Genomic DNA, 12,310 nt, shown 5'->3' with positions numbered 1-12,310 from the left:
AATCATTACATAAATTTTTTTATAATTTCTATAACGCCATTCTCATACTCTTCCTTTGTTGTATAGTCGGCTATGTCTTTTAATCCATCTACTGCATTGTTTACAGCAAATCCGACATCAGCTACTTCAAGTAATTCTTTATCATTCATATGATTTCCAACAGCTATTATTTCTAGATTTTCTATATTTAGATGATTTTTTAATACCTTTAATGCACTTCCTTTTGAGATATTACTTTGAACTATTTCAAAATAATCATCTTCTGAGATAACATATCTAAATTTATCTTTTATAGAAATATCTAAGTCATTCCACATTTCTTCGTATTTTTCTACATCTCCAATTACTAATACTTTGTTTACTCTTATATCCGTATCAAACAAAGCTTCATCTATTTCTTCACATTTCGTAATCTCTTTCTTCTCATATACTGATATTCTCTGTGTATATTTGAAACAAAGAATCTTACCATTAACATAAAGTATTATAGACGCTCCAAATTTCTCAACTTCTCTTAAAAAAAACAATATTTCTTTTATCAAAAATCGTTCAGAATAAATTTTTTCGCCATTTATATCTACTATCTTAGCTCCATTGTAAGTTATATAAGGTGCATTAATACCTACTTCTTTAGCTACTTCTATACTCGTTTCTATAGGTCTTCCTGTAGCTATAGTAAACATATTTCCTTTTTCCTTAAATTTTTTTATGTAAGATATCAATTCTTTTGAAACACCATATCCCTCACAATCACTATTGAATAAAGTCCCGTCTAAATCAGACACTATCATTTTTGTACTCATGCAAAGCTCCTTTAATTTTAAAATTTAGAAAATTAACCTCCTATACCATTTATTTCACAATTATTGGTTTTCTCCAGTCTCCACCAAGAATCATGGTTATTGACATTGCGTAAGTATTTATCTATTTAAAATCTAGTATCTAACTAATATTTATTTCATCATCTATCTTTATGTTCCATAATTCTTCTTTGCTAAAAGATATAGCATCAGCTCCTTGCTTTAAGCCTTCTATTATCTGCTCTTCTTTATCTATTAATCCACCAAGAATAATTGGTCTATTTATTTCCTTTTTTAATCTGTCAACTATTTCACCACATAATGCTGGCATTACTTCTACCATATCTGGATCATTTTCTATAATACTTGCTATAGAATTTTTTAAGGATTTATTATCAATTAAAAATACCCTTTGTATTGTCATTAGTCCTCTTTTTTTAGCAGCATTTAAAACAGTACTTTTAGTAGATACAATCCCACTTGGGTTTATGTATTCTTTAATAAATTTCATAGATTCAACATCATTTGACAAACCTTTTAACAAGTCTAAATGTATAAATATAGGCTTTTTATCTTTGTTCTTTTTAAATTCATCTTGTAATAAATAATTTAATTTGACTTCCATTAATATTACTGCTGAAACATTTGATTCTACAGCTTTGCTTAAATTATTAGATCTTGCAGCAGCTATCAAGGGATTTTTAATTATATTATTTTTCATTTTATTTCCTTCTTCCGTCGAAATATTTTTTATTTACAACTTAATATTAACGATGAAATGTTAGATATATATTAAATCAATGTAAGATTTTATATTTTTTTGTTAATTAATGGTTAATATTATTATTTTTTATTACAATCATACTTATTATTTTTAGATAAACAACAAAAAAGAAGCCAAGATTATAAACTCTTAGCTTCTTTTTATTAAATCCTCTATTTTGTTGTATATTTTCTGAAACAAATAAGTTCATACAATATAAAAAAGTATTATCAATGCTCCTATTGATAATACTTTTGCATTTATTATTCACATTTAAATGTGTTACAACATGCATTTTGAACATCTATCTGAACATTTTCTGCATGACAACCTTTATTTTCATTATGTATACAATTGTAAGCTTCACATTTAATATTACTTACCTCTGTATCTAGAGCATCTATACTATTTACAAAACTACTCTTTGCTTTGTCTATAAAAGTTGTGCAAGTAGTTCCTGATGTTTCTACAGCGCTACGTCCACCTACATTTATAGCTCCTGCTTTACATTCAAAGTTGAAATTATGTAAACAGTTTGTTGCATTACAATTTAAACTTCCATCTTGCATATTCATACCTCCTTATGAAATGTTTCTTTTATTATTTCCAAAAGGAGAAATAAAATTCTAGTGTACTTTTTAATATAATTTAATCAAAAATTTAATTTTCTTCATCATTTATTATTCTAGTGTAAATTAGTGCCTTTGATATTCTATCTAAAATTTCATCTTTTTCATCTACAAATTTGCCTGAATTTCCATTCCAAGACTTATCAAATAATTCATCACATATTTTATTAAATTCAAAATCTTTAACAATTGCATAGTTATTAAATTTATCTGGATTCATCTTTATTATCTTTAAATTTTTAGATAAGTATATTGAGGGCTTTAAATCAGAATTAAAGTCATCCAAAATGTTATTTTCAATAAGTTTTATTTCTATACTTTCATTATTTTTTATTATTTTTTCCATATTTTTTATATGTTTTTCTACTTGAGCCAAAGTCAATTTAATAGGTCTATTAAAAAATATCGCTTCTCCATTTGATATATATTTCATTAATTCAGTTTCATATATTAAAACCTTTATATTAGATTTGTATATGATACTTTGTAAAAATATATTTATTTGTCGTAACTCCTGTATTACTTCTTTATCTTGTCCAAACACACTTTCTGCCAATTCCATAAATAAATCTGATGGCATAAAAAACTCATTCATTGACCCTAATATCCACTTCAAGTCTTGCCCCATAATGTATTGCATATAAACTTTATCCTTTAGAACATCTATTGATGGCTTCTTTTCTACAAGTAATTTTCCTTGATCTTTTATTATTTCTTCAAAGCTATAATAAACTTCATCTATTATAGTTCTCTCTTTTGACATATTTGTAAATAAGCAACGCTCATTATTTGCAAATATAGCGCTATGAAATATTCTATCCTTTATAACTGATAAAATATCACTATTGTCAATATTGCAATTATATACTTCAAAATTTAAATCAGTATAAGTTATTATCATATATATTAAAATGAAAGTATTCAATATGGTGTTATTTTCACTTCCTTCAAATCCAGTTAAAAATCTAACTCTTATCTCTTTATCCTTTTGTATTTCAGCTAATGAAGATTTCATCCCTGCTATATATACTTTATCATTACTTTTCAATTTATATAAATTTGTAGATAAAATTATATCCAACTTGTTGGATTCATTTATATATAAATCTGTGTCATTTGACAAGTATTGCTTTCTTAGTCTCGGATTTATATGAAGTATACTATTATAATTTTCTTCCGAATGAGTACCTTTATATATATTAGAATCACTTTTTTGTGCTGTAATTAAATAAGATTTTTTTAAACTTCGTTCAATATACTTCGCTAACTCAGTGTCATCTTCTACTTCTATTTCAAAATATCTCTTAAGTCCTTGATTTGATATAGGATTAAGAGAGCTAACTATAAATTGTGATGTAGCTTTACATATGCTTGATATACTCTTCTGTGTAGGCAAGTTTCTTCCGTTTATCCATTTACTTATATAAGATATATCATAACCTAATTCTTTTGCTAGTGTAATTTTCTTTTGATTGGATAGATAAAGTAACTTCTCTAACAATTGACCAAACTCAATATTTTCCAAATTATCCACCTTCCTTTTGTACATCCATTCATTTTTATTTTGTGCTAATATTATTTAATTATTTTCATGATTCAATCCTTATATTAAAATTAGCTGGTTTATATTATATACCACAACAATACATAAAAGGTTAATTATGCAATATTGATCCTTGAATTTTATTTGATTTTTTTTTCAAATTTGCTCACAATGCTTCCGTTGTTCTTTATATATCATTTATGATATCCTAGTTTTCAGGATAAACGTCATATTATCTTATATTTTGACAATTATCTACATTTTTTAGAAGTATATATTTACAAATGTAAATAATAAACTATTTAAAAGGAGAAATCATTCGTTATGAGTACTTTAAATCAAAGTAAAAGCAAGAAATTAGCAACTGGTTGGCTAATAGTTATTGCATGTATGCTTATACAAGCTATACCATTTGGTGTTGCATCTAACATTCAACCATTATTCATGGCTTACATCTTAGATCCTCAATCAGGATACGGATTCTCACAAGCCGGATTTTCATTAATATTCACATTAGGTACAGTAGTATCTGCAATAGCATCTCCATTTGTAGGATCTATGTACAACAAAGTTAGTGTGAAAACGATGTATTTAGCAGGTTCTATACTTTCTGGTGGAGGATTCTTAGCATTCTCTATGTGTAAAGAATTATGGCAATTCTACCTAGTTGCTGGTATAGTTCAAGTTGGTACAGCTGCAATATCATCAATTGGGGTTCCATTATTAATAAATGGATGGTTTGATGAATTATCTAAAGGTAAAGCAATGGGTCTTGCTTTCGCTGGGGGATCTATAGGTAATATATTCCTTCAAAGTATGACTGCTTTCTCATTAGCAAACTTCGGTATATCTAAATCATACCTTATGTTTGGTGCTTTATCATTAGCAGTAGGTATACCTATAAGTATCCTATTCTTAAGAATGCCAAAGAACGATGGCGAAATAGTTAAAGGTAAGAAAAAAGGAAATGATAAAGAAGAAAACAACAGTGACGTTTCAGTTGACTGGGGATATTCTTTAAAAGAAGTTAAAAGCTTAAAATACTTCTGGATATTAGCATTAGGATTATTCTTCCTAGGTATGTATGTTTCTGTTTTAGCAGTACAATACCCTGCTTACTTAAAGAACTTCCTAAAAGTTGACCCTATGATAGTTGGTATGGTAGGTTCTACATTTGCTTTATTCTCTCTTGGAGGAAACTTATTCGGTGGTGTAATATTTGATAAATTAGGTATCACTAAAGGTCTTATGGTTGCATTTGGACTTGCTGGTACTTCATGTTTAGCATTAATGAATGCAGGTTCAATACCTATGTTAGCTCCTGTATTTGCTGCTTTAAAAGGTTTATCAGTATTCGCTTACATGATGGGACCATCTTTACTTACAGGTTCATTCTTCGGTAAAAAAGAATTTGGTGCTATACTTGGTGTAGTTCAAATATTCTTCGCAGTAGGATTTGCTGCCGGTTCATCAATATTCGGATTATTAGTTGATAATATGGGATACAGTGTTGCTTGGATATTTGTATTCGCATTTATAGTTGTATGTTATGTTTCTTTAATAACAGCTTCTATAGGTATGACTAAATTAAACAAAGAAAGAATCTCTAAATTACAAGCTAGTACATCTTCTGATGTTGCTTAATATATATATAATTGCTTATTTAAAAAAGGAGTGTATTTTATACACTCCTTTTTTCATATTATTATTTAATTGTATTAGTAATACCTATTTTTTATTTATAGTATTTATAGTAATGATAAACTTACTTTCTTTTCCTAATTCACTTTGTACGTTTATACTACCACCATGTAATTCAGCTATCCTCTTAGTAATCTCCAAACCTAAACCACTTCCACCGATACTACTTCTAGACTTATCTCCAATAACAAATTCTATATAACCTCTTTTCACTTTTATCTAGTTTATCTATCATATACTAATAATTCAGAGATATAAAAATCACTTTCATCATCATATGCTTTTATAACTGTATAACTTTTTCTTAAATATAAATCTATAGTTTCTACTATTTCGATTTCATCATCTACTACTAATATTTTCATTGTCTCACTCTATTCTTATATCTATATTATAAAATACCAATCTTAAGATAATCTTTCCTAAAAATTATAATTAGGTTAATTTATTACAAAATTTTATACTTATCGTCCCTTGTAACAAAATCACATAAAATATTAAATAAATTGTACCTAAAGTACAATGACTAAAAACTCACTAGTATGATAGCATGAGTATACATAACCTCTATTTTATAAGTAGTTTTTGTTATAATAATATATTATAACTAGAAAGGAATCATAAACCTTATGATTAGCTGTCAGGATTTATTAAACTTAGAAATATTTAAAAATATAAAACTACTAGCTGGTGAAAATGGCTTATATAAAACTATAACTTGGCCATATATCTGTCAATCTATAGATTTTTATAAATGGATAAACGGTGGAGAGTTGCTCTTCCTAACTGGAATGGGTATGGATTTAGACCATAATAAATTAGTCAATTTAATCTATAAATGTAGAGAAAAATCAATCTCTGGACTAGTAATTTTAACAAATAGTGAATTTATAAAAGATATTCCACCTCATATAATCGATTTATGTGACGAAATAGACTTACCCTTATTTAAAATGCCTTGGAATCTAAAAATTATAGATGTTAGCAAGTCAATTTCAAATTATATAATGGAAGAGAATTTTAAATCTAATACAGAAAAAGAACTTTTAAAAGAGCTTATCTTTACTAAAGATTTAAATATGAATAAAATTCACCAACTTATAAGAATCTATAATATCAAAAGTAGTAATATTTATTTTTCTTGTGTTTTCAAAAGTACTCATATGAATCTTGCTAACAATGATTATCTTATAGCTAAAATTAAAAATAAGATTGAATCAAGTTGCAATACCTTAATGCTTGATGTTTTAAATAATGAAATTATACTTATAGTTGGTGTGGATTCAGAGAATTTATACTCAGAAATTAAGTTTAATTTAAAGCATATTCATGAAAAATTAAATAAAGATAATAAACTATTTTTAATATTTGGTGATAGATATAAAAATTTACTTTCTATTAAAAATAGCTATAATGATGCTATTAAAGCCTATGAGCTTTATAAATATAATAACTGGAATGATAATTGTATTGACTATTCAACTCTAGGATTCTACAAGATTTTATTTGAGGTAAATTCTATAAATAAGCTGAGAGATTATAGTGAGGAAATTTTAAAACCTTTAATAGATATTAGTGAAGTCAGTAATTTAAACTTATTGAAAACCCTAAAATACTATTTAGCTAATGACTGTAATTTGTTAAAAACTTCCGATGAATTATTTATTCATAGAAATACATTGGTATATAGATTAAATAAAATAAAAGAAGTATTAAAAAATAATCTTGAAGATGCAAGATTCAAAAACGAATTGCTTAATGCACTTATGATAAGAGATTATTTACATTATGTAGATTATAAAAATAATAAACTTAAATATATTTAGGAGGATGCACATGACTTTAATGGCAAATATGACTTGGTATGAATTTAATGAAAGAAAAGATAAGGATGTTGTAATACTTCCAGTAGGTTCTGTTGAACAACACGGCCCTCACCTACCATTATTTACAGACACTATAATATCAGAAGGCTTTGCAAATCTTTTAGGTGATAAAGTTAATGGTATTGTTATGCCATCTATAAACTATGGATACAAATCACAACCTGCTTCTGGTGGCGGACCTTTATTTCCTGGAACAATAGATTTAAATGGAACAACTTTAATAAATTTAGTGAAAGATATTATTGAAGAACTTATCAGAGATGGCGTTCGTAAAATAGCACTAGTTAATTCTCATTTTGAAAATCAAGCTTTCTTATTGGAAGCAATAGATCTAGTAAGCAAAAACATGCCTGCCAATACCAAAATCATAATGATGAGCTGGTGGGATCTGATCACTCAAAATACTATTGATAAGATATTCGATGAAATCGAATTCCCTGGATGGGCATTGGAACATGCTGCTATTACTGAAACTTCTTTAATATTAAAATTTAAACCTGAGCTTGTTCATATGGATAAATTAATTGACGAAAAAATTGAAGAAGTTCCTACTTATCAAGTTTATCCTATTCCAAAAGATTTAGTTCCTAAGTCTGGACTTTTATCTATTGGTAGAACAAGTAGTGCTGCAAAGGGTGAACTGATTGTTGATGAAGCTTTAAGTAAAATGGTGGAGATTGTTAATAAAGAATTTATGTAATATGAAAAAAGTATGGAGCTTTTACGCTCCATACTTTTTATTTGTATTTATTTAATTACAATACTTCAATAGTTGATTCATTTATCCCCTCATCATTAAGCATTTCTTTAACTTTGTTTAATACCTCATTTTTATTAGCATTTTCTAACGTTTTTATGGATGCTGTCAATACATGAATTTCCCCATCCATAGTCCACATATTTAATTTTTCAACCTTTTCTATTTCATTTATTTCCATTAGATGTTCTTTTATTTCTTCATAAAGATCTTCGTCAGGCACCCTTTGCATTATAATCAAAATAGCTGTTTTTAAATTAAAATATATATTTCTTCCTATAATAATACATATTCCAAGAGAAAGAATAGGATCTAGAATATACCAATTTGTAAAATATATAACTATACTAACAACTAGCACAGCTATCCATCCTAGTAAATCCTCCATCAAATGCATTATAACTGTCTTATCTAAAATTTTTTTAGAACCTTTCATTCTAAATACTGATGCTCCATTTATAGCAATACCTATAAATGATAAAAGTAGCATGCCTTCTGCTTTTACAGGCATTGAATTTACCAAGGATTGCAATGCTTCACTAAATACAAATATTGTACATACTGAAAGCACTATGATATTAATAAAAGCTCCTATAAGTGAAATTCTCTTATATCCATAAGTATACTTTTCATTTGCACCTCTTTTGCCTACTTTTTCAAATACAAAGGATAATGCCAATGCTATACTGTCACCAAAATCATGTACTGCATCAGATAATATTGCTTTACTACCTGTAATAAGACCACCAACTAATTCTAATATTGAAAATCCAAAGTTCAGTAAAAATACCAATATTACATTACTTACTCCTTCACAATGATTATAATTATGTGAATGACTATGATTGTGTGCCATTTTATTCTCATCTCCTTATTTATATTTTATATGTTCTAATGCTCTGCTTAAAATATCTACAATGTGTTCATCGTCCAACGAGTAATAAACATTTTTTCCCTCTTTTCTACTTTTAACTTGTCTTTCAGCTTTTAATTTTTTTAATTGATGACTTACCGCTGACTTAGTCATATTAAGAACTACAGCTAAATCACAAACACATAATTCTTCCTGTGATAAAGCAGTTATTATTCTCATACGAGTATTATCACCTAGCACCTTAAACAAATTAGATAGCTTTGCTATATCTTCATTTGGTAGTGCATTTTCCTTAACTTTTTCTACTTTTTCTTTATCTATTGCAATGCAATCGCATATGTTGTTTTTTTCCATATTTTCCTCCTTATTAGTTGAGTAATTATTCAATTGTTATCTTCATAATAGTTGAACAAGCAATCAACTGTTAATAATTTTTACATAATTAGTGTGATTATTATATTACAATGTTATTCTTACAAAACCTCTTAAGTCTTTTCATATTTAAATTTATTATTTAATAAATTTAATAATAAAAGGAATTAGCAAACCTTAAAATTTAGCAATTCCATAAAAAAATAACCACTAAGTATCATAACTTAATGGTTATTTTTCATATATGTATTTTTATTTACATACGATTTATATTATTTATCTTCTCTAACTAAATATCTATTATTATCTTGATCTTTAAATTCAAACATTTTACCATATGGCATTATCATTAATTCTGCCACATCAACACTATTTGATTTCATTTCACTATAAGTACTTTCTATATCATTAGTACTTAATATTATATTTGGGTGAGATACATTTGCATTGGGATTTTGAGCTAGCATTAAATTCTTTTCATATATTACAAAAGAAGTAAACTCTTCATTACTAGGTCCAACTTCTAGCCATTTCATATTAGGTCCCATTGGTTGCTCTAATTTAACAACGAAGTTCATCTTTTTAGTCCAAAATTCTTTTGCTTCTTCTTGGTTATCTACATATATTGTTATTTTTCCTATTCTATTTATCATGTTTTTCCTCCTAAGATGTCTTATCATTATTATATTATACAATCTACTTTAATTCTAGTTTTGTAAAAAATGACATACTTTAATAAATTTTTATAGATATTATAAGTATTTATAATCTACTTTGGTATTATACTATGATATTTTTAAATTTTCACCAAAACATATAGTTATAATCTCCCAAATATTTCATTACTTACAAGTAATTTTTTCTAAACATCATTCTCATTCTTACTTTATCAAATCTTATTATAATAACTAATTTTTCAAACAAAAACTCAGCCATTTTCTACTTTATCTTTACGAGTATATATCTGAAAACTCCATTTTTATACGTTCTAAGCTATTTCTATCAATTTTATCGTAAGATATATCTAGTTCTTCATTTTCATTAATTATATTAGGAAGTACTATAGTAAATTCACTTCCTTTTCCTAATTCACTTTTTATCTTAATTTTACCACCATTCATTTCCACTAATAGCTTACATAGCGCTAAACCTATTCCTACACCTTCACTTACCTTAGTTAATCTTTCTTCAACACACGAGAAGCTATCAAATATAGTATCTATTTTATCTTCTGAAATACCTATTCCTGTATCTTCTACTGATATTTCTATATAATTTATCTTATCTAATACAGATACTGTTACCCTACCACCATAGTTATTAAACTTAATTGCATTAGAGATTAAATTTAGTATTACTCTTTCAATCTTATCTGTATCAAAGCTAATTATTTTTTCTTCTACATTTGTATCAAATACTAGAGTAATATCCTTAAATTTTCTATACATATTAATTTTATCGCATATCAACTCTGTAAAGCTTACTATATCATTATTTCTAGGATTAAAATCTGAATACCCACCTTGTATACTTGTTAAATCTATAAAATTATTAGATAACTTTAATATTCTTAAACTATTTATATTTATTAATTTTAAAATGTCAGTAAAACATTTATTACAGGCACAACAATCACAGTCTTTATGCTTATTATTAAATAACTGAATAGAGCTAAATATCATATTTAAAGGAGTCCTAAATTCGTGCTTTATATTTGCAAAAAAACTTTTTCTCAATTTATCTATTTCCTTTTTATAAGATATATCTTTAATAATTCCTAAAATACCTACAATATCTCCATTATCATCTAAAAAAGGTATCTTAGTTATTTCTACAAATATGGTACTACCATTAGCCTTCTTTACATACATTTCATAAACTACATTTTGTTTCCTATTTATAACTTCATAGTCTTTTATTCTTCCTATATTATATAATTTTTTATCATCGATTAAATCTTTATATGATTTATCTATAACCTCTGATTTTCTTCTCCCCAAAAACTCTTCTGCATAACTTCTATTACAATATAAATTTTTACCATTTATATCTCGATAAAATATATATTCGGGTATACTATCTAAAAGTGATTCTAATATTTCATTTGAATATTTATAATCTACTTGCATTGTACTCCCCCCCTTTAGTAAATTTTTATTATTAGTATTCTTATGCCATTATATCGATATAACTTTAAATATATACTTTTTTAATATATTATCACCCAATTTATGCAAAAATGTAATATATTGTCTATTTTTCTTATGATAATATATTACATTCATTTTGTGTATTTTTCAATACGCTTTGCGTATTTAAATAACCTATTTTATATTTTTTTACTTATTATTTTAATTATATTTTTATTAATACTGTTTTTTATAATAAATCATTGAGAAAAAATAACCCAACATTTATACTTAAAATAAGGCGGTGACAATAAATGAATAAGCGACTAAAAACTCTTAGAACTCAACTTGGTATGTCCCAAAAACAATTTGGCGAAAAATTACATTTATCCGTTAGTCAAATTTCTTCATATGAAAATAATTACAGAAATATACCTGAACGTACTATTCTAAATATAATTAGAGAATTCAATGTTAACCCAAAATGGATTAGACAAGGTTTAGGAGATATTTTTAATAAAACGGAAAACACTAATCAGAAGTTAATAGAAAAATTTAATGCTCTATCAACTGATGATCAAAAATTTATAATTAAAATAATTGATTGTCTTTATGATTCTTCTCTTAAAGAAAAAATATAGACACAGGAATAATACTATTATTATTCCTCTATCATTCAATTCCACTTTGCGAAATATGAAATTTTATTTGCGTAACAATTAATAGTTATAACTAATATATTTGCATTATTTTCATAAAAAATGACCTATAAATAGGTCATTCAACTTATTTTACTCAACTATTAAAATCTAACTTACTTTTCTTAAATCATAGTCCCTTTTTTATTAAAAACATT

14 protein-coding genes are annotated in these 12,310 nt (G+C 26.1%); 4 read left to right on the top strand and 10 right to left on the bottom strand.

All coding sequences use genetic code 11. The annotated features are described in order from the left end of the window. Window positions 1–5 precede the first annotated feature (5 nt). From NSA58_RS01710 to NSA58_RS01695, 4 genes are all read right to left on the bottom strand, one after another. A complete protein-coding gene (locus NSA58_RS01710; RefSeq protein WP_039679552.1) occupies window positions 6–803 on the bottom strand; it encodes a Cof-type HAD-IIB family hydrolase in 798 nt (265 codons plus the stop codon). Window positions 804–942: 139 nt separating this feature from the next. Then, the gene (locus NSA58_RS01705) at window positions 943–1,521 is read right to left on the bottom strand and encodes a glycerol-3-phosphate responsive antiterminator (RefSeq protein ID WP_039679551.1); all 579 of its coding nucleotides are present in this window, start codon (window positions 1,519–1,521) and stop codon (window positions 943–945) included. A gap of 305 nt (window positions 1,522–1,826) precedes the next feature. Then, window positions 1,827–2,132 carry a DUF1540 domain-containing protein gene (locus tag NSA58_RS01700; RefSeq protein WP_039679550.1) on the bottom strand — a complete coding sequence of 102 codons (306 nt, stop codon included), beginning with the start codon at window positions 2,130–2,132 and terminating at the stop codon, window positions 1,827–1,829. A 91-nt stretch (window positions 2,133–2,223) separates the two neighbouring features. Continuing rightward, window positions 2,224–3,717, bottom strand: a complete 1,494-nt coding sequence (locus tag NSA58_RS01695; protein ID WP_039679549.1) for a helix-turn-helix domain-containing protein — start codon at window positions 3,715–3,717, stop codon at window positions 2,224–2,226. A gap of 342 nt (window positions 3,718–4,059) precedes the next feature. On the opposite strand from NSA58_RS01695, the gene NSA58_RS01690 reads away from it, so the two are divergent. Next, a complete protein-coding gene (locus tag NSA58_RS01690; protein ID WP_039679548.1) occupies window positions 4,060–5,379 on the top strand; it encodes a conjugated bile salt MFS transporter in 1,320 nt (439 codons plus the stop codon). An 84-nt stretch (window positions 5,380–5,463) separates the two neighbouring features. On the opposite strand, the gene NSA58_RS01685 is transcribed toward NSA58_RS01690, so the two are convergent. Together NSA58_RS01685 and NSA58_RS01680 are read right to left on the bottom strand one after the other, a co-directional pair. Then, window positions 5,464–5,649 (bottom strand): ATP-binding protein, encoded by a 186-nt coding sequence (locus NSA58_RS01685; protein ID WP_039679547.1) that lies wholly within the window; start codon window positions 5,647–5,649, stop codon window positions 5,464–5,466. Between the two features lie 11 nt (window positions 5,650–5,660). Then, window positions 5,661–5,801 carry a response regulator transcription factor gene (locus tag NSA58_RS01680; protein ID WP_139045039.1) on the bottom strand — a complete coding sequence of 47 codons (141 nt, stop codon included), beginning with the start codon at window positions 5,799–5,801 and terminating at the stop codon, window positions 5,661–5,663. 264 nt (window positions 5,802–6,065) lie between these two features. On the opposite strand from NSA58_RS01680, the gene NSA58_RS01675 reads away from it, so the two are divergent. Next, a complete protein-coding gene (locus NSA58_RS01675) occupies window positions 6,066–7,262 on the top strand; it encodes a PucR family transcriptional regulator (protein WP_039679546.1) in 1,197 nt (398 codons plus the stop codon). Window positions 7,263–7,272: 10 nt separating this feature from the next. Next, complete coding sequence (locus tag NSA58_RS01670) at window positions 7,273–8,022, top strand: creatininase (protein WP_242842715.1); 750 nt, start codon at window positions 7,273–7,275, stop codon at window positions 8,020–8,022. A 55-nt stretch (window positions 8,023–8,077) separates the two neighbouring features. On the opposite strand, the gene NSA58_RS01665 is transcribed toward NSA58_RS01670, so the two are convergent. The 4 genes from NSA58_RS01665 to NSA58_RS01650 all read right to left on the bottom strand — a co-directional run bounded on the left by NSA58_RS01665 (window position 8,078) and on the right by NSA58_RS01650 (window position 11,454). After that, window positions 8,078–8,935 (bottom strand): cation diffusion facilitator family transporter, encoded by an 858-nt coding sequence (locus tag NSA58_RS01665; RefSeq protein ID WP_039679544.1) that lies wholly within the window; start codon window positions 8,933–8,935, stop codon window positions 8,078–8,080. 15 nt (window positions 8,936–8,950) lie between these two features. Beyond that, on the bottom strand, window positions 8,951–9,307 hold the full coding sequence (locus NSA58_RS01660) for an ArsR/SmtB family transcription factor (RefSeq protein ID WP_039679543.1): 357 nt from the start codon (window positions 9,305–9,307) through the stop codon (window positions 8,951–8,953). A 290-nt stretch (window positions 9,308–9,597) separates the two neighbouring features. Beyond that, entirely contained in the window at window positions 9,598–9,978 is a 381-nt protein-coding gene (locus tag NSA58_RS01655) for a VOC family protein (RefSeq protein ID WP_074079929.1), read from the bottom strand. A 297-nt stretch (window positions 9,979–10,275) separates the two neighbouring features. Beyond that, complete coding sequence (locus NSA58_RS01650) at window positions 10,276–11,454, bottom strand: PAS domain-containing sensor histidine kinase (RefSeq protein ID WP_074079928.1); 1,179 nt, start codon at window positions 11,452–11,454, stop codon at window positions 10,276–10,278. Window positions 11,455–11,768: 314 nt separating this feature from the next. Between NSA58_RS01650 and NSA58_RS01645 the strand changes: the two genes are divergently transcribed. After that, on the top strand, window positions 11,769–12,095 hold the full coding sequence (locus NSA58_RS01645) for a helix-turn-helix domain-containing protein (RefSeq protein ID WP_074079927.1): 327 nt from the start codon (window positions 11,769–11,771) through the stop codon (window positions 12,093–12,095). Window positions 12,096–12,310 lie beyond the last annotated feature (215 nt).

This window comes from Terrisporobacter muris (genome assembly GCF_024621905.1).
GTDB lineage: Bacteria > Bacillota > Clostridia > Peptostreptococcales > Peptostreptococcaceae > Terrisporobacter > Terrisporobacter muris.
Note: the sequence above shows the minus strand (reverse complement) of the source record. Positions and strands in the feature narration are given on the sequence as shown.

Coding starts and splice junctions, on each gene's coding strand:
- NSA58_RS01680 (WP_139045039.1), bottom strand. CDS start 5,801: ATGAAAATATTAGTAGTAGATGATGAAATCGAAATAGTAGAAACTATA.
- NSA58_RS01645 (WP_074079927.1), top strand. CDS start 11,769: ATGAATAAGCGACTAAAAACTCTTAGAACTCAACTTGGTATGTCCCAA.
- NSA58_RS01670 (WP_242842715.1), top strand. CDS start 7,273: ATGACTTTAATGGCAAATATGACTTGGTATGAATTTAATGAAAGAAAA.
- NSA58_RS01700 (WP_039679550.1), bottom strand. CDS start 2,132: ATGCAAGATGGAAGTTTAAATTGTAATGCAACAAACTGTTTACATAAT.
- NSA58_RS01690 (WP_039679548.1), top strand. CDS start 4,060: ATGAGTACTTTAAATCAAAGTAAAAGCAAGAAATTAGCAACTGGTTGG.
- NSA58_RS01665 (WP_039679544.1), bottom strand. CDS start 8,935: ATGGCACACAATCATAGTCATTCACATAATTATAATCATTGTGAAGGA.
- NSA58_RS01655 (WP_074079929.1), bottom strand. CDS start 9,978: ATGATAAATAGAATAGGAAAAATAACAATATATGTAGATAACCAAGAA.
- NSA58_RS01650 (WP_074079928.1), bottom strand. CDS start 11,454: ATGCAAGTAGATTATAAATATTCAAATGAAATATTAGAATCACTTTTA.
- NSA58_RS01660 (WP_039679543.1), bottom strand. CDS start 9,307: ATGGAAAAAAACAACATATGCGATTGCATTGCAATAGATAAAGAAAAA.
- NSA58_RS01710 (WP_039679552.1), bottom strand. CDS start 803: ATGAGTACAAAAATGATAGTGTCTGATTTAGACGGGACTTTATTCAAT.
- NSA58_RS01705 (WP_039679551.1), bottom strand. CDS start 1,521: ATGAAAAATAATATAATTAAAAATCCCTTGATAGCTGCTGCAAGATCT.
- NSA58_RS01675 (WP_039679546.1), top strand. CDS start 6,066: ATGATTAGCTGTCAGGATTTATTAAACTTAGAAATATTTAAAAATATA.